We start from the raw sequence: 17,151 nt of genomic DNA on the forward strand, positions 1-17,151 counted from the left end.
GGGGCGGCGTGGGCGTCCTCCTGGACATCGCGCGCGCGGACGTCGACGCCATCGCCGAGGGGTTCGCCGGCTGCGACGCCGTGGTGTTCACGGGGGGCGCCGGCGCCGGCTCGGGCATCGAGCGGAAGCGCACGGTCGACTACGAAGGCTCGGTGAAGTCGGCGGAGGCCGCCGCGAAGGCCGGCATCCGCCGGTTCGTCCAGGTGTCTGCGTGGGGCGTCGACGCCCCCCTCGCCGCGGACGCGGAGCCGGTCTGGCGCGCCTATGTCGATGCCAAGCGGGACGCGGACGCCCGGCTCCGCGAATCCGGGCTGGACTGGACCATCCTGCGACCCGGCGGCCTCACCTTCGAGGAGGGCACCGGCCGCGTGCAGCTCGGCGAGAGCGTCCCGCGCGGCTCGATCTCCCGCGAGGACGTCGCCCTGCTGATCGCCGTCTGCCTCGGCGAGAACGCGACGATCGGCCGCACCTGGGAGGCGATCGCCGGCGACACCCCGATCGAGGAGGCGGTGCGGTCGCTGACCGCAGCACCGTAGGCTTCCCGTGTGACTATCTACAGCGAACGTCCGTGGGTGTCCAGCTACGCCCCGGACGTGCCCGCCGACGTCGACGTGCCCGCCGGATCCCTCGCCCACCTGATCGACGACTCGGTCGCCACCTACGGCTCCCACATCGCGCTGGAGTTCTTCGGCGCGACCACGACGTACGCGGAGCTCGGCGACCAGATCGCCCGCGCCGCGGAGGGCCTGCGCAAGCGCGGCGTCCGCAAGGGCGACCGGGTCGCCCTCGTGCTGCCGAACTGCCCGCAGCACGTCGTCGCGTTCTACGCGGTGCTGCGTCTCGGCGGCGTCGTCGTCGAGCACAACCCGCTGTACACCCCGCGCGAGCTGCGCCACCAGTTCGAGGACCACGGCGCGACCGTCGCGATCGTCTGGGACAAGGTCGCCAGGACCGTGCAGGATCTCCCGGCCGACCTCGCCGTGAGCACCGTGATCTCGGTGGACATCACCCGGGCGATGCCGGCGGCCAAGCGCTTCGCGCTCCGCCTCCCTGTGCCGGCCGCCCGCAAGGCGCGCGACCAGCTCACGACCACGGTGTCCGGGACGGTCACCTGGGAGGCGCTGGTCTCCTCCCGCCGGCTGAAGGCGTCGGTGCCGCGCCCGGAGGGCGAGGACCTGGCGCTCATCCAGTACACCTCCGGCACCACGGGCACGCCGAAGGGCGCGATGCTCAGCCACAGCAACCTCGCGGTGAATGCCGCGCAGTCCCGGGCCTGGGTGCCCACGATCGAGCGCGGCAGCTCCGTCGTCTACGCCGTGCTCCCGCTCTTCCACGCCTACGGCCTGACCCTCTGCCTCACCTTCGCGATGAGCATGGGCGCGCGCCTGGTGCTGTTCCCGAAGTTCGACCCCGACCTGGTGCTCGACGTGGTCAAGAAGCGCCCGCCGACGTTCCTGCCCGCGGTGCCGCCGATCTACGAGCGGCTCGTGCAGTCGGCGGAGAAGCGCCGCATCTCGCTCTCCGGCATCCAGATCGCGATCTCCGGGGCGATGAGCCTCCCGCAGACGATCGTGGACCTGTGGGAGCAGAAGACCGGCGGCTTCCTGGTCGAGGGCTACGGGCTGTCCGAGTGCTCGCCGGTGCTGATGGCGAACCCGGTCGGCGCCACCCGGCGGCCCGGCACCGTCGGCCTGCCGCTGCCGAGCACGGAGCTGCGCGTCGCCGATCCGGACGACCCGTCCGTCGACCGCGCGTTCGGCGAGGAGGGCGAGCTGCTCGCGCGCGGCCCGCAGGTGTTCTCCGGCTACTGGCGGCGCACCGAGGAGACCGCGAAGGTGCTCACCTCCGACGGCTGGTTCCGCACCGGCGACATCGTGACGATGGACGAGGACGGCTTCGTGCGCATCGTCGACCGCATCAAGGAGCTGATCGTCACCGGCGGCTTCAACGTCTCCCCGACCGAGGTGGAGGACGCGCTCCGCCCGTTCGAGGGCGTCGAAGACGTCGCCGTGGTCGGCCTGCCGCACCGCCGCGGCGGCGAGGATGTGGTGGCCGCGGTCGTCATGAAGCCCGGCGCCTCCTTCGACGAGGCCGCGATGCGCGCGTACGCGCGCGAGTGCCTCACCCCGTACAAGGTGCCGAAGCACATCGTCCAGGTGGACGATCTGCCGCGCAGCATCGTCGGCAAGGTCATCCGGAGGAAGGTCCGCGACCAGCTCCTGAAGGATCAGCAGGCGTGAGCCGGCCGCTGCCCCCCGGTGCTCAGCCGATCGGGAAGACCAGCAGCGAGCCGGTCGCCGTCGCGACCGTCTTGCCGGAGCCGTCCGTCACGACGCCGTCGGCGAAGGCGACCCGGTTGCCGGGCTTCGTGACGGTCGCCACGCAGGTCAGCGGCCCGCTCGTGGCGAAGACCGGGCGCAGGTAGTTGACCTTGATCTCGATCGACGTGTAGCCCTGGCCCTGCGGCAGGGTCGACTGCACGGCGCAGCCGAGGGCGGAGTCCAGCAGCGTGCAGACCAGCCCGCCGTGCACCGTTCCGATCGGGTTGTAGTGCGACTCGTCGGTTATCTAGCTAATACGGCGCCTGTCATCCACTGTCCATGATTAGGTGCGGGACCGCGTGTCTGACGATTCGCTCGTCCACCTGTCAGTAGCTTGAGGCCATGACGCCTGACCGCTACCGATTGGACTGGGCGATTCTCCCGAGCGGCAAAGTTCGGTACGTGATCATCGACACGGACGACGAGCTGCACTCAGCCTCCGGGTGGCTCTCGTTCCTAAGCGACGTCGAGCGCTCACCGAACACTGTCGTTGCCTACGGGCGACGCCTGGCCGCGTACCTTTCCTGGACAGCACAGACCACAGATTGGCGATCGGCATCACTCTCGCACTTCGCGATGTGGCGTCGCATCCTCTCGAGCCCGCAAGCCGATGGGACCCAGAGGAACGCTGACACGGTTACCCAGTGGCTGATCCCTCTCCGAGGGTTCTACGAGTGGGCGTACGTCGAAGGGCTGATCGCTGTCGACGTGGCGTCCCGGATGACGGAGATGAAGTACTTCCCGGCCGGCACTCCGGGAGGCGGGGAACACGGTTCACGGCGCAAGGTACTCGTAGAGTTGCTCCGGCCGGCGGGCGCATCTGAGGACGCTGAGATCGAATGGATCAGCGACAGCGGAGCGCGCAAACGACTGATGGACCTGGAACTCCGTCCCCGTGACCGATTTCTCATTGACCTCCTCTATTACACCGGCATTCGGATCGGCGAAGCGCTCTCGCTTTTCACGAAGGATATGCATTTCGGGGGCGGCAGTCCCGAGCTCGATTGCATGTACCTCGAGCCGCACTTTCACGTCGGCGAACCGAACGAAACCGAGAACGGTGCTCGCCCGAAAAGCGGCCAACGAATGCTTTACGTGAACGAGCGCGTCGTAGAGGCGTACGTGGACTACCTGATTGAGCGGGCGAGGCGGCTTGACAGTGACTCAACTCAGCATGTGTTCGCCAACATGTACGGGCCCAGCCAGCACGGGCGCGCGATGACCTACTCGAGCGCTCGTCGTCTCATTCGGCGTTGCAGCCGACTGATCAATTTCCCGATGACTGGACCACACGTACTGCGTCACACGCTAGCGACGCGTCTGGTGCGAGGGATCGAATGCGAGGCTGTAGCTCTGGACGTGGTGCAGGAGATCCTCGGTCATGCCGACATCTCGTCAACCCGGATCTACACACATGACCTCGAGGCCGCTAAGAAATCCGCGCTCCAGCATCTACCTACCCGCACTGTGAACCTGGAGGAGTCGGCGTGACCCTGGCAGCTCTCACCGCCTCCACCGCGAAGGCGAAGGACGAACGGGCGGGCTCTGAATGGGCCGAACACCTCCAGACACTAATCGACCCGATGTGGCGGCCAGGAGAGTTCGATATGAACCTCCTTCATTTCCTGCCAGACCCCGCGAATCCCCTCACGGTGGCGAAGATGTGCAGCCGGCCAAACTGCGGGCGAGTAATGAACAACGGACAGCTCTGTGACGACTGCGCTGAGGAGTGGAAGGAACGAAACGACGACAGACTCGATTTCGAAGAATGGAAGGCAACCCCTAGGGCGTGGAAGCGGACGATTCAGATCGGGTGTTCGGTCGACGACTGCGAGCGAAGCCACTTCGCGCAAGGGCTTTGCCACGATCATCGAGGCCATTACCGATACTGGGCGCGCGTGAATCGCGACGCCGATCCCGACGTGACGAGTTGGATCAAAGAGACGAACCCGGCACCCCTGGCGTTTCGCCAAATGTGCATAGTGCCGTCCTGCGCCCAGTCTCAACTTAATCGGTCTGTTCTCTGCGTCGAACACGACCGCCGGCAACGCCGCTGGGCTTCCGCGAATGGACGTGACGACTGGGAAGTAGACGCGTGGATCGATCACAAACAGTTCGAACCCAGGTACGAAGGCTCCACTTATGCCTCACTCATCGGAACCCCCTTCTTCCTGCTCCCCACTCCGCTTCGCTGGGAGTTGCTATACGCAAGTCAGACCCGCGACAAAAACGGGCGCTCCGCCATCAATCCCACGGAGCTCAGGCAGGCTTACAGTCGGCTTCGGCGGCTTGGGACAACGTCTGCGGTCGGATTGACCATGCTCGGTCTGAGAGCGAGCGACACAAACGCCCGCGGCCTATACAACGAACTGCAGCTCCACATTGACGACGCACATCGAGCTTGGAGTGGGATTGATGATCGGGATCCCCGGCTCATCTACCTGCGGGACATTGAACTCAAGGCGACGACGCATAACCCGCCCGGCCCTCGCGCGGTCCTCGACCTTCGGCCGCTCACCCAAGACTGGATTGCAAAGACACTCGCGGTCTGGATGCGGGCAGCCCCGAGATCAAGAGGCGACCTCTACCACTCCCTCCAAGTCTGGATGACGGCAGACGAGATCATTGCGGCTCGAAAGACGCCGCGCGATGCCCTTGGGCTATCCGATATGGACGCGATCATTCGTGCGTGTAGGAAGCGCTGGACGGGCGAACACACTCAAGCGTCTCGGATCGGTTCCCTCGCTCGCATCATCCAGTTTGCACGGCTCGATGAGGCGACCGCGGATCTCTGGAAGGACGTGCCAGCAGGGTTCGCGGTCAACACTGTTCGACACCGTGCGGTGGGTAAGCCGTCACGATCGAGCGCATCCGGCGAGGCTTACCGCTTCGTTCCACAACCGATCATCGACTGGATGATGGACCATCTCGTTGCCTACGGGCGCAGCGATGAGTACGCCACTGCAGAGGTGCGGGTGATGATTTTCCTGCAGGAACGAGTGGGGCGGCGCACGATCGAAACGATGCGCTTGAAAGACGATTGCGTCTCTTACGACAACGAAGGTTCGCCGTACCTGGAATGGGAGCAGGGGAAACCGCCCTGGGCACCAGGCAAGAGAATCCCAATCCACGCGGAGACCCGAGACGTAATCGCCGCGTGGAAAGAGCTCAAGAAGAAACACGGGGTCAAGTCAGAATGGCTCTTTCCTTCAAGAGGCCACGTTGCGGCTGACCGCCATTACCCAGCGGCGTTCTTGAGCGCCAGGGTCCGCGAGTTCGCCACATTCATCTCCGAGCACCACCCCTTCCCCGGCGTCGCGGAAGGTCCAGACGGTATGGCGATCGACTTCAAAATCGCAGACGTCGACGCTTACTCGTTCCGTCACGCATTCGCCCAGAGACTCGCTGACGCGACCGACGAGAACGGTCAATCCACGACCCAGCCAGACGTCCTGCGAGACCTGATGGGCCACAAGCACTTCAACACGACGATGGCCTACTACCAGGTCAGCGCAAAACGTCGGAAACGCGCTATGGAAGCCGTCCCGCCCCGGAGGCTTAATAGTCTCGGCCAGGTAGTGACGATCGACCCCGAGCGGAACGACTTCACCAAACTAGCCGTGTCCCTTGGGCATTGCACCGAGCCCCAGAACGTCGTTTCCGGCGGCCACGCCTGCGCGCTCGACAACGCCTGCGAGTCCTGCCCATTCTTTCTTGTGGACCCGCTCGAGAGGGACGGTATGCAAGCAAGGCTTCAACACCTCAAAGTCAAGCTCGAACGAGCTCGAGTCATTTCGGCGCCGTCGCACGTCCTCGGCCACTATGAAGGGCGAATCCAAGACTGCCAACGAATCATCGACGGAATCGACCGATACGTCGACGGGATGAACTTCTCCGAAGGCGAAATTGTCCGGGCGGCGCTCGATGAAATGGCGGACATCCGGCGGCGAGCGAGCGCGCCGCGAACCATCGACATCCGCAAGATCCTGACGGGTGAGATCTAATGGCGAGCGAGGCTGCAACCGAGGCTCTTAGGGCGCATAGAGCTTCCGTCTCCTCCGCTAAGAGGTCCGCCGTTCTAGAAGCGATCGATTCGTTATCGCGCTCGGGTGAGGCCGTTTCTGTGTCTTCGGTGGCGAGGGCCGCCAACGTTTCGCGGGAGTTCATTCACAGCAAGGAGGAGCTGGTCCGCCGGGTCCGAGACGCTGCCGCCGACCAGAAGGTTCCGACCACCGCGGCTGGCACAGCTGCCGCGCGCGTCGCGGCCGAGAGAGGCTTCCGCGCGGAAAGGGCGACCCTGCTGAGCGCCACAGAGCGCCAGAAGCGGAAGATCAGGGAACAGAACGCCCAGATTGAAGCGCTCCAAGAACAACGGCGTCGTTGGCTAGGTTCGCAGCTATCGCCGGCCATTAGCGAGGAAGAGCTCGTAGCCCTACGCATCGCGAACGATCGGCTCACGGGCGAAGTCGTACGCCTGAAACGCGACAACGACGAACTCAGGCGGCAAACCAGAATCCTTCAGGGCGATCTCGAAGCCTCGCGGCTAGCTCATGAGGAGACCATCAGAGAGCTGACCCCCGCCGGTTCCGACGTGATTCCGATCTCAGAGCACCGCCGGGACATTGAGCTTCGAGCGACAGATGATGTGATAGCACTCGGCTCCGCATCGCGGACATTGTCTCCTGACGGTGAAGGTATCTCGTGACATCAACGTCATCTAGCGCCGGACGACCGCCCGCTGCGCGCGTCGGCCAGGCGACCGCCAGTAAAGGCAGGCTAGTGGTCGCGGGCGTTGGCTCGTTCAGCCGTCCAATTTCTCCACGCGCCTCGGTAGCGGACCTCTGGTCCACGCTAGACATTGCTGCGGCTGCTGGAGAAACAGCACTGCAACGTGCGGGAAGCCCCCGGCTCGATCAGCAGGCACGCTCTCGGCTGAAGGCATACGTGAATCAGGCGCGCCAGTATTACGAAGCTGCAACTCCCGCGGACCCGGTGGCGAAACCTCTCCTCGGCTACTACTTCGTGCTAAACGCCGCAAAGGCATACCTGACAGCAATAGACCCCGACACAACCGCAGCAAACTCGCTGATGCATGGGATTGGTCAGGATCCGGCGGGCCCTGGGACTCCATACGACTTTTACCAGGAGCGGTTCAAGGTGAGTAAGAGCGGGGTCTTCCAGCTCCTTGCTGCTAAGACCGGCCGCGGCTTCTCATGGCAACCCGGAGTGATGCAGCTTTCTCGGCTGATGCCATACCTAGCGGAAAGCACCGACCTCTTCTCAAGTTCGTTTGGCACACCCCCAGCCCTGGTCCCTATCGAGTCTGTACGAGTGGAATCGGAGGGGTCGAGGCCCAACAAGCAGGCGTGGCTCACAGTGGAAGTGTCACGCAACGTCCTGCGTGAGGCGAGCCTCACGCCGCGCGGCTTGCTCGCTCGAGCCGCCGCATTTGCCGATTCGTTCGACCTAGTTGATGCGGGTAGCGGCCCAACGGCGACCTACCAACTAACAAAGACAGTGGCGTATGCCCAAATGCCGGGACCGCTGGCCGAATTGAGGGCAGCCTTCGACCGATCGCTCATCGTTCGAAACCGCTCGCTGGCGCAGCCGCGAGACAGCGTTACCTTGTCACCTCACCTCAACCTGGTATCGACGGAGGCCATCACCTTCGCCGTGATGCTCCATCTCAGCAACATGGTGAGGTACCGCCCCCACCACGTCGAAGAGCTCAGAGGGTCCGGGCACTGGTGGCTCTTCACTAGTTGGGTAGATCGGGCCTGTGAAAACTTCCTCCTCGCGGTTTCGTCGCGGATAGCACTGGAAGAGCACCTAGTTGGCTGACGCAACGCCGCCCACTTGTTACTCCGCTTCACCTCTCGTAGTGATTGACACTGCCTGACACATCACTCGGGCCAAGACCCGCGAGTTGTCGGGGACGCGGGCGTTTACCGGTCAGATAAGGAAGGGGTCGCACACGAACACCGCCTTCCCCGGCTCCGCCTCCGTGAGCGCCATGCCCATGAGCGCGGCGATCGGAGGCGGAGGCAGCTCGCCCGCGATCATCCGGTGCAGGTACTCCAGCCCGCTGATGCTCGGCATCACCGCGACGCCGGGCGCCGGATCCTCCCAGTGCACGGTTCGGCTTCGCTCGCTCACTCGCTCTCCTTCCGGGGCAGGTGGTCACTGCCGAGCGTATCGGCCCACCGGGTCAACGGCCAGCGAGTCGCGCCAGGCGCCGCCGGGCCGAAAGCTCGGCCTGAGTCCGCTCGCCGAGGAGCACACCGGCGCCGCGCAGGACGAGCCCGGTCGCCGCGTGCACGGGGACGCGGTCGCGCTCCGGCAGGCCGAGCATCCGCCGGTGCCGTGGCTCCAGCGTGGACACCGCGGCACGGAACACGATCCGGTACGACGGCCGCAGCACCGGCGAGAGCGGTGCGCGCCGGATGAACCGGACGATCTCCTCCACCTCCGGGCCGCCGCGCAGCTCCCCGGCGTCGGTCGCGGCGTCGATGCGCTCGCGCAGCTCGGCCGCGGTGCGCGGCGGGTCCTGCACCCCCATCAGCTCCCCCGCCTTCGCCCACTCGGCGACGTAGCCGTCTGCGCCGCCCGGGATGGGCGAGCCCCAGTTCTCGTGTGCGGTCAGGAACGCGTCCGTGAACGCCACGTGCACCCACGCCGCGAGATCGGGGTCGTTCGCCGAGTACGGCCTGCTCGTCCCGTGGCCGTCCACGTACGTCCCGACCACCGCGCGGTGCAGGGTCTTCACCATCTCCGAGCTCGCAACGGCCTGGCCGCGGCTGCCGAACGTGACGGTGTGGATCCACTGGATCGTCCCGGCGAGCCGGCCGAGCGGGTCCTCGCGGTAGCGGGAGTGCTCGCGCACCCCGGCCAGGGCGCCCGGGTGGAGCGCCTGCAGCAGCAGCGCGCGCACGCCAGCGACCAGCGTCGGCATCCCGCCGTGCACGACCCACGGCGCGCTTCCCGGCGCGAAGAAGCCTTCGTCCTCGCCGTCCTCCAGCCGCAGCACCCACGACGGGATGCGGTCCGAGCGCCCCGAGAGCGTCTCGATGAGCCGGGATCGCACCGGCCCGAGCATCCGGTCGACCTGCGTGGTCACGACGCGGCGACCTCCAGGCCGAGGCCCTCGATGACGCGCGCGGACGGCAGCTCGCCGAGCAGCCGGCCGGGCAGCAGGATCTTCGAGCGGCGCACGCCGGACCCGATGATGACGACATCGGTCGCGACGACGCGCGCGTCGACCAGGACCGGCCATTCGGCGGGAAGGCCGATCGGGGTGATCCCGCCGTACTCCATGCCGGTCAGCTCGACCGCGCGGTCCATCGGCAGGAACGACGCCTTCCGGACGTCGAGCAGCCGCTTCACGGCGCCGTTCACGTCCGCGCGCGTCGTGGCGAGGACGATGCAGGCGGCGATCCGCTCCACGCCCTCGCGCTTGCCCCCGACGACCACGCAGTTCGCGAGCGTCGCGGCGTCCAGGCCGAACCGCTCCTTCGTCGCCGCGGTGTCCGAGACGTCGGGATCGATCTCGACGACGCCGACGTCCTCCAGCCAGCCGAGCTCCATCAGCGCGGCGATCGCTCCCGGCGCGAGCAGGTCGGTCCGGGATGCGGCGGGGGCGGTGGTGAGCCCACCGAGAGTGAAGACGCCCATGCGCCTACCGTAGTCCGGCTTCTCCGAGCCGCTTGTACATCACCGTCGTCGGGCCGAGCGCGCCGGAGGGCCGCACCGCGTAGTCCGGGATCGCGCCGACCGTCTGCCAGCCCCAGCGCGTGTACAGCGACTCCGCGAGGCTGCCGGACTCGGTGTCCAGCACGAGGAGGGTCAACCCGGCCGCGACGGCGTGCGCCTCCAGCTCCGCCATCAGCGCGGGCGCGATGCCGCGGCCGCGCGCGTCCCTGTGCACCATGAGCTTGATCACCTCGGCGCGGTGCGGGCCGTTGCGCTTGCTGGCGCGCACCAGCGTGATCGTGCCGAGCACCCGGTCGCCGTCGCGGGCGACCCAGGTCTCCGCGTCCGGGTCGGCCAGCAGCTGCGCCCACCAGCGCGTCGCGTCCTGCGCCGACGGCGGCTCGATCCAGCCGACGCTCGCGCCGGAGGCGACGGTGTCGATCAGCACGGGGGCGAGCGCGGCGGCCGTGGCCTCCGCGCTCGCCTCCGTGACGCGTTCGATCGCGAGCGTGCCGGTCACTGGGATGCGCGCTCGAGGACCAGCTCCCGGACGCGCGCGGCGTCCGCCTGGCCCTTCATCGCCTTCATGACGGCGCCGATCACCGCGCCGGCGGCCTGCACCTTGCCGTCGCGGATCTTCTCCAGCACGTCCGGCTGGGCGGCCAGGGCGTCGTCGATCGCGGCGATCAGGGCGCCGTCGTCGGAGACGACGGCCAGCCCGCGCGCGTCGACGACCTCCTGCGGCGATCCCTCGCCCGCGATCACGCCCTCCAGGACCTGGCGCGCCAGGCGGTCGGTGAGCGTCCCCGCCTCGACCAGCGCGGCCAGCTCGGCCACGTGCTGCGGGCCGACGAGCGTCCCGGCCGGCACGCCCTGCGCGTTCGCCAGACGGGCGATCTCGCCCGTCCACCACTTGCGCGCGGCAGCCGGCGTGGCACCGGCGGCGATGGTCGCCTCCAGCTCGTCGAGCAGATCGGCGTTCGCGACGTCCTGGAACTCCAGGGCGGTGAAGCCCCACTCCGCGGTCAGGCGCTTGCGGCGCGCGGCGGGCTGCTCGGGCAGCGTGCCGCGCAGCTCCTCCACCCACTCGCGGCTCGGCGCGACTGGCACCAGGTCCGGCTCCGGGAAGTAGCGGTAGTCGTCGGCGTCCGACTTCGGGCGACCGGCGGAGGTCGTCCCGGTGTCCTCGTGCCAGTGCCGCGTCTCCTGCACGATCGCGCCACCGGCCTCCAGGATCGCGGCCTGACGCTGGATCTCGTAGCGCACGGCGCGCTCGATCGAGCGCAGCGAGTTGACGTTCTTGGTCTCGGTGCGGGTGCCGAGCGTGTCCGTGCCGCGGCGGCGGAGCGAGACGTTCGCGTCGCAGCGGACGTTGCCCTCCTCCATGCGCGCGTTGGAGACGCCGAGCGCCTTCACGATGTCCCGGATGGCCCGCACGTAGGTGCGGCCCACCTCGGGGGCGTCCGCCTCCGCGCCCTCGATCATCTTGGTGACGATCTCGACCAGCGGGACGCCGCCGCGGTTGAAGTCGACCAGCGAGTGGTCGGCGCCCTGGATCCGGCCGGTCGCGCCGCCGATGTGGGTCAGCTTGCCCGCGTCCTCCTCCATGTGCGCTCGCTCGATCTCGATGGTGAGCTCGCGCCCGTTCTCCAGCTCGATCGTGACCCGGCCGTCGTGCGCGATCGGCTCGTCGTACTGCGAGGTCTGGAAGTTCTTGGCCAGGTCGGGGTAGAAGTAGTTCTTCCTGGCGAACCGGCTCGACTCCGCGATGTCGCAGCCCAGGGCGAGACCGAGGCGGATGCTCGACTCGATCGCCTTCTGGTTCACCTGCGGCAGGCCGCCTGGAAGGCCGAGACAGGTCGGGCAGGTGTTCGTGTTCGCGCCGGAACCGAACTCGTTCGCGCAGCCGCAGAACATCTTGGTCGCGGTGTTCAGCTCCACGTGCACCTCGAAGCCGAGCACCGGCTCGAACAGCTCGAGAGCCTTGTCGTAGTCCATCAGTTCGACCTTGGCCATCAGACGGCTCCCTCTTCGCTCGCGAACATCTCGGTGGCGCTCAGATCGGGCGCCTGGCTGAGCAGCGTGTGCCCCCACTTCTCCTCCAGCAGCCGCTCGAGCGCGGCGCCGATGGTGTAGAGGCGGGCGTCGGCGCGGGCCGGCGCCATCAGCTGCATCCCGACGGGCAGGCCGTCCTCCGGCGCGAGGCCGATCGGCAGGCCCATGCCGGGAACGCCGGCGAGGTTCGCGGGGATGGTGGTGATGTCGTTGAGGTACATCGCCATCGGGTCGGCGAGCTTCTCGCCGAACTTGAACGCGGTGGTCGGCGCGCTCGGGCTGACCAGCACATCCACCTTCTCGAACGCGGCAGAGAAGTCGCGCTGGATGAGCGTGCGGACCTTCTGGGCGCTGCCGTAGTAGGCGTCGTAGTAGCCGGCGCTCAGCGCGTACGTGCCGAGGATGATGCGGCGCTTGACCTCGGGGCCGAAGCCGGCGTCCCTGGTCGCGGACATCACGCGCTCGACGGTGACGGGTCCTTCGGCCGGGTCGACCCGCAGACCGAAGCGCACCGAGTCGAACCGGGCGAGGTTGCTGGAGGCCTCGGCGGGCAGGATCAGGTAGTAGGCGGCGACGGCGTACTCGAAGCTCGGCGCGCTCACCTCCACGATCTCCGCCCCCGCGCCCTCGAGCAGCGCGAGCGCCTCGTCGAAGCGCTGCTTGACGCCGGCCTGGAAGCCGTCGCCGGCGATCTCGCGGATGACGCCGACGCGCACGCCGCGCAGGGCGCCGTCGGCGAGACCGGCGCGGGCCGCGTCCGCCATCGACGGCCAGCTGTCGGTGAGCGAGGTGGAGTCGAACGGGTCGTGCCCGGCGATCACGTCGTGCAGGAGGCCGGCGTCGAGCACGGTGCGGGAGACGGGGCCGACCTGGTCGAGCGAGCTGGCGAGCGCGATCGCGCCGTACCGGCTCACGCCGCCGTAGGTGGGCTTGACGCCCACCGAGCCGGTGACGGCGGCGGGCTGGCGGATCGAGCCGCCGGTGTCGGAGCCGAGCGCCAGCGGAGCCTCGAACGCGGAGACCGCGGCGGCGGAGCCACCGCCGGAGCCGCCGGGGATGCGCTCCAGGTCCCACGGGTTGCGGGTCGGGCCGTATGCGGAGTGCTCGGTGGAGGAGCCCATCGCGAACTCGTCCATATTGGTCTTGCCGAGCGGGACGAGGTCCGCCTCGCGGAGCTTGCGCACGACGGTCGCGTCGTACGGCGGCACCCAGCCCTCGAGGATCTTCGAGCCGGAGGTGGACGGCATGTCGTCGGTCGCGAGCACATCCTTGATCGCCACGGGGACGCCGGCGAGCGGCCCGAGCGGGTCGCCAGCGGCCCGGCGCCCGTCGATCTCGGCCGCGGTGCGCACGGCCTTCTCGGCGGCGACGTGCAGGAACGCGTGCACGTCCTGGTCGACGGCCTCGATGCGGTCCAGGTGCGCGCGGGTGGCCTCAACGGAGGAGACCTCGCCCGCGGCGAGCAGGCCCGCGAGCGCGGACGCGGAGAGTCTGGTCAGGTCGGTCATGCTCTCGTCTACTCCTCGTCCAGGATGCTGGCGACGCGGAAGCGGTCGCCCTCGCGGTCGGGGGCGCCGGAGAGCGCCTGCTCCACCGTCAGCGACGGCCGCACCTCGTCGGGCCGGAAGACGTTGGTCAGCGGCAGCGGGTGGCTGGTGGCGGGGACGTCGGGACCCGCGACCTCCTGCACCTTGGCGACCGCCTCGACGATCTGGCCGAGGTCGCTGGTGAGCGACTCGATCTCTTCCGGGCTGAGGTCGATCCTGGCGAGGTTCGCCAGGTATGCGACCTGTTCTGCGCTGATTTCCACAGCGTTCGATTCAGGCACGTGGGTCTCCGTGAGCTTCTCTGGGTGGATGCTCTCAATTCTAGGGTCAGCCGAACAGCCCGCGCCCCAGCCGGTTCACGGCGTCGTACGCCTCCTTGTACGTGCGCGGGACGCGATCCTCCGGCTGCCCGTAGCGCGCTGTCAGCAGGCCGACCAGCCCGATGCCGGGCGGGCTGAGCGGGCGGTCCTCGTCGCCCGGCGCCGGCGCGTCCGCCTCGGGGTTCGCCGGCAGGAATTGCGGGTGCGTGTCCGGCCAGGTGCCCGGCTGGCGCGGCGTCGACCGGTTGATCGCGGCGTCGATGGTCCGCGCACCCCGGTCGCGCTCGGTGAGGTGCGGCATCCGGAACTTCTTGCACAGCGTCGCGATGACGGCGGAGTGGTGCATCTCCTCGTGCAGGATCGTGTTGCGCTCGGTGTACGCGGAGATCGCGATGGCGGGAACGCGCAGGCCCAGCCGGTCGAACCCGAAGCCGTTCTCGCCCGGCCCGCTGTCGTCCGGCGGCGTCGCCTTCCCCGGCGGGACGTGGTCGTAGGTGCCGCCGTGCTCGTCGAAGGTGACCAGCAGCATGGTGTTCAGCGCGTTGGAGCCCGACGCGCTGCGCGAGGACCGGATCGCCGAGTAGACGCGGTGCAGCAGCAGGTCCCCCGCCCGCACGTCGGAGATCGCGCCGCCGACGACGACCGTGCCGTCGACGTCCTCCGCGGTCTCCGGCCCTCCCGGCGGGTGCATGTCGTTGTGGTCGTAGATCAGCCGCGGCTCCACGAACGCGTAGTCCGGGAGGGTGCCCTCCGCCACGTCCGCGTAGAAGTCGGTCATGGTCCGGAAGTTCGTCTTCCAGTACGGCTCCAGGACCGGCGCGTGGATGAACCCGGTGAGCGAGACCAGCTGCCGGTCGTCGAAGTAGACGCGCCAGCTCCTGCCCGCGTCCTCCAGCCGGTTGAAGATGGTGGGCGCGGCGTTCGCGGGATCGAACCACTTGCGCAGCCCGCCGGCGCCGCCGTTGTCGACGAACCCGTGCGAGGTGGAGGCGTGGAAGAACGACCGGTTGCAGAACGTCTGCGACGGAACGGCGCAGTGCCAGTCGTCCCAGACCGCGAACTGGCGGGCGAGGGTGGAGAACACGGGCAGCATGTCCGGGGTGAAGGCGCCCATGATCCTGCGGTAGTCGTCCCGTCCGGGCTCCCGCCCGGTGTCCTTGCGCAGCACGCCGATGTAGTCGCGCACGAATCCCGTCATCGTCGGCTTCGCTCCGGCAGGCGGCGCGTTGTACGGCGGCTTCATCTCGCGCAGGTCGGCGTCCGCGTTCGACGGCGGGTCGACGATGCCGAAGAGCTGGGTGTTCACGTGCGGGTAGAACTCGCCGGGGTCGGGCGACGGCTGCCGCATCACGAAGTCGGTGGTGCCGGAGTACGGGTGCACGGGGATGTCGCCGCCGGCCGGGTCCGGGTTCGCGTAGCGGCCGAACGCGAGGCCGTCGAAGCGTTCGCCCTCCGGCAGCGTGGTCTCGTCGTACAGGTAGCCGAGCAGGTTGTCGAACGAGCGGTTCTCGTACATCAGCACGACGAGGTGGTCGAAGCCGGGCTTCGCGCGCGGCGGCAGCGGCGGGTACTCCTCCCCCGACTCCCCGGGCGCGGCGGGCCGGGCGGCTTGCTGGGCGGCGATGGCGGCTCCGGCCGCGCCTCCCGCGGCGCCGCCGGCGACGGCGCCCGCCGCGACGAGCCCCGCGCCCTTCAGGAAGCTGCGGCGGGATGCGCTGCGCGCCTCTGACCGCTCAGGGTGGGCGAGCGGACCCTCGGGGTCGGCGGGAGCGGTGTCGTCCGGCTGCATCGCCCCCATTATGCGCCCGGCGTCAGCGCGAGGCCGCCGCGGACGTCTCCGGGGTGTCGCCGGAACCCGGCGAACCGGCCGAGGAGCCGAGCACCAGCCGGCCCTGGTCGATGCCGATGAGCGCGAGGTTCCTGACCGACTCGGTTCCGGCGGTGAAGTACTCGTTGTGGCCGCTGGAGCCGGCGAGCGTGCGGTGCGTGATCGGGTCCACGGCGCCCTGGGTGCCCATCGGCTTCGCGCCGTAGGCGGGAGAGCCGGGGTCGCTGCCGAAGAACGCGCTGTTGACGATCGGGTCCATCGGCGCCTCGCCGACGAACACGTTGCCGTCGCGGACCGCGAGGTCGCGGACCGACTGGGCGTCAGAACCGGGCGAGCCCATCAGAGCGAGCGCGTCGACGGTGACCGTGTGCCGTTCGAGCGCGAGCAGCGCCGCCGTCGATCCGTACGAGTGCGCGAACACGCTCAGGTAGGGCGGGTCGTCCTGGCGGATCGCTCGGATGCCCTGCAGCGTCCGCTCCAGGCTGTCGGCGCCCTCCCTGGCCAGCTGCATCCCGCCGATGTTCATCAGCATCGGCGTCTGGTAGCCGATCCAGGCCACGACGGCCACGCCCGGCGCCGCGCCTGCTGAGCGGGGTCCGAGGAAGCGCTTCAGGAAGCCGGTCTCGGTGTCGTGCAGGTCCTGCGCGACCTCCGCCCAGGCCTCGATCTGCTCGCCAACGGACATGTACATGCCGGGGACGAGCACGCTCACGAACCGCGCGGTGCTCAGATCGCCGACGACGATGGCCGCCTTCGCGTTCTCCGACGGGTCGAGGGAGACCAGCGTGCGGGTGACGCCGTCCTTCTTCTTCAGCGCCGCCGCGACGTTGCCGAGCGTGGTCAGCTGCTGCTTGAGCGCGACGCGCTCCGCCTTGCCGTGCTCGGAGCTCAGCCGCTCCTTCGCCCGGCTCATCGTGCGGGACAGGTCGAGCGCGTTCGCCTTTCCGCGCACCGCGTACGGGATGCCCTCCAGGTTGCCGACCACGTGCGGCGCGGCGTGCAGCAGCGCCTTCTGGCGGGCCGGGTCGAGCAGACGCCACAGGGTGCTCACGTCGGCGGCGGGCGGCGGCGCCGTCAGCAGCCGGTCGAGGTCGGCCGTGTGCGCCCCGAGGAAACCCGGGAGAGCGGCGGGGTCCACCGCCTGGATGGAGCCGAGCACGCCGGTCGCGGCGGAGGCGCCGGAGGTGCCGGAGCCTCCCGAGCTCGCCGGGGCGTCCCCGACGGAGCCCGGCGCGCTGGTCAGCGTCGCGACGTGCGAGGCGGGGGCGACGGTCGCGGATTGCGCATCGGCGGACATGGCAATGGCCCCGGTGAGTCCGCTGACGACCGAGGTGACGATGGATACTGCCGCAAAGCCGACCAGCACTCCGTCCGGGTCCCTCCGAGAGCGT

The 17,151-nt window shown here is 68.6% G+C and carries 16 protein-coding genes; 6 read left to right on the forward strand and 10 right to left on the reverse strand.

Going from position 1 to position 17,151, the window contains the following annotated elements; genetic code table 11:
* Both ACTHMF_RS19570 and ACTHMF_RS19575 read left to right on the forward strand, forming a co-directional pair.
* A partial coding sequence (locus tag ACTHMF_RS19570; RefSeq protein WP_440319930.1) for an NAD(P)H-binding protein occupies window positions 1-536 on the forward strand: 536 nt, incomplete at its 5' end.
* 9 nt (window positions 537-545) lie between these two features.
* On the forward strand, window positions 546-2,240 hold the full coding sequence (locus ACTHMF_RS19575) for a long-chain-fatty-acid--CoA ligase (protein ID WP_440319932.1): 1,695 nt from the start codon (window positions 546-548) through the stop codon (window positions 2,238-2,240).
* 22 nt (window positions 2,241-2,262) lie between these two features.
* On the opposite strand, the gene ACTHMF_RS19580 is transcribed toward ACTHMF_RS19575, so the two are convergent.
* Window positions 2,263-2,568: a PaaI family thioesterase gene (locus tag ACTHMF_RS19580; RefSeq protein WP_440319964.1), complete on the reverse strand. Its 306-nt coding sequence runs from the start codon at window positions 2,566-2,568 to the stop codon at window positions 2,263-2,265.
* Window positions 2,569-2,723: 155 nt separating this feature from the next.
* On the opposite strand from ACTHMF_RS19580, the gene ACTHMF_RS19585 reads away from it, so the two are divergent.
* The 4 genes from ACTHMF_RS19585 to ACTHMF_RS19600 all read left to right on the forward strand — a co-directional run bounded on the left by ACTHMF_RS19585 (window position 2,724) and on the right by ACTHMF_RS19600 (window position 8,162).
* Complete coding sequence (locus ACTHMF_RS19585) at window positions 2,724-3,812, forward strand: tyrosine-type recombinase/integrase (protein ID WP_440319934.1); 1,089 nt, start codon at window positions 2,724-2,726, stop codon at window positions 3,810-3,812.
* Window positions 3,809-6,325, forward strand: coding sequence for a hypothetical protein (locus ACTHMF_RS19590; RefSeq protein ID WP_440319936.1), 2,517 nt, complete (start codon window positions 3,809-3,811; stop codon window positions 6,323-6,325). The genes ACTHMF_RS19585 and ACTHMF_RS19590 overlap by 4 nt, the downstream gene beginning before the upstream one ends.
* 128 nt (window positions 6,326-6,453) lie before the next feature.
* Window positions 6,454-7,026 carry a hypothetical protein gene (locus ACTHMF_RS19595; protein ID WP_440319938.1) on the forward strand — a complete coding sequence of 191 codons (573 nt, stop codon included), beginning with the start codon at window positions 6,454-6,456 and terminating at the stop codon, window positions 7,024-7,026.
* Between the two features lie 74 nt (window positions 7,027-7,100).
* Window positions 7,101-8,162: a YaaC family protein gene (locus tag ACTHMF_RS19600; RefSeq protein ID WP_440319940.1), complete on the forward strand. Its 1,062-nt coding sequence runs from the start codon at window positions 7,101-7,103 to the stop codon at window positions 8,160-8,162.
* A gap of 111 nt (window positions 8,163-8,273) precedes the next feature.
* Here ACTHMF_RS19600 and ACTHMF_RS19605 read toward each other — a convergent pair whose 3' ends face one another.
* From ACTHMF_RS19605 to ACTHMF_RS19645, 9 genes are read right to left on the reverse strand one after another with little or no spacing between them, the layout of a single operon-like run.
* Window positions 8,274-8,477 carry a hypothetical protein gene (locus ACTHMF_RS19605; RefSeq protein WP_440319942.1) on the reverse strand — a complete coding sequence of 68 codons (204 nt, stop codon included), beginning with the start codon at window positions 8,475-8,477 and terminating at the stop codon, window positions 8,274-8,276.
* A gap of 52 nt (window positions 8,478-8,529) precedes the next feature.
* Complete coding sequence (locus ACTHMF_RS19610) at window positions 8,530-9,417, reverse strand: oxygenase MpaB family protein (protein ID WP_440319966.1); 888 nt, start codon at window positions 9,415-9,417, stop codon at window positions 8,530-8,532.
* A 17-nt stretch (window positions 9,418-9,434) separates the two neighbouring features.
* Window positions 9,435-9,992, reverse strand: coding sequence for a YbaK/EbsC family protein (locus ACTHMF_RS19615; protein ID WP_440319943.1), 558 nt, complete (start codon window positions 9,990-9,992; stop codon window positions 9,435-9,437).
* Between the two features lie 4 nt (window positions 9,993-9,996).
* The gene (locus tag ACTHMF_RS19620; RefSeq protein WP_314148707.1) at window positions 9,997-10,530 is read right to left on the reverse strand and encodes a GNAT family N-acetyltransferase; all 534 of its coding nucleotides are present in this window, start codon (window positions 10,528-10,530) and stop codon (window positions 9,997-9,999) included.
* On the reverse strand, window positions 10,527-12,026 hold the full coding sequence (gene gatB / locus ACTHMF_RS19625; protein ID WP_314148706.1) for an Asp-tRNA(Asn)/Glu-tRNA(Gln) amidotransferase subunit GatB: 1,500 nt from the start codon (window positions 12,024-12,026) through the stop codon (window positions 10,527-10,529). The genes ACTHMF_RS19620 and gatB overlap by 4 nt, the downstream gene beginning before the upstream one ends.
* On the reverse strand, window positions 12,026-13,573 hold the full coding sequence (gatA, locus tag ACTHMF_RS19630; RefSeq protein WP_314148705.1) for an Asp-tRNA(Asn)/Glu-tRNA(Gln) amidotransferase subunit GatA: 1,548 nt from the start codon (window positions 13,571-13,573) through the stop codon (window positions 12,026-12,028). The genes gatB and gatA overlap by 1 nt, the downstream gene beginning before the upstream one ends.
* Window positions 13,574-13,581: 8 nt before the next feature.
* Entirely contained in the window at window positions 13,582-13,893 is a 312-nt protein-coding gene (gatC, locus tag ACTHMF_RS19635) for an Asp-tRNA(Asn)/Glu-tRNA(Gln) amidotransferase subunit GatC (RefSeq protein ID WP_440319946.1), read from the reverse strand.
* A gap of 46 nt (window positions 13,894-13,939) precedes the next feature.
* A complete protein-coding gene (locus ACTHMF_RS19640) occupies window positions 13,940-15,721 on the reverse strand; it encodes an alkaline phosphatase family protein (protein ID WP_440319948.1) in 1,782 nt (593 codons plus the stop codon).
* A gap of 22 nt (window positions 15,722-15,743) precedes the next feature.
* Window positions 15,744-17,126, reverse strand: coding sequence for an alpha/beta hydrolase (locus tag ACTHMF_RS19645; RefSeq protein ID WP_440319950.1), 1,383 nt, complete (start codon window positions 17,124-17,126; stop codon window positions 15,744-15,746).
* Window positions 17,127-17,151 lie beyond the last annotated feature (25 nt).

Source organism: Leifsonia sp. (assembly GCF_051955155.1).
GTDB lineage: Bacteria > Actinomycetota > Actinomycetes > Actinomycetales > Microbacteriaceae > Leifsonia.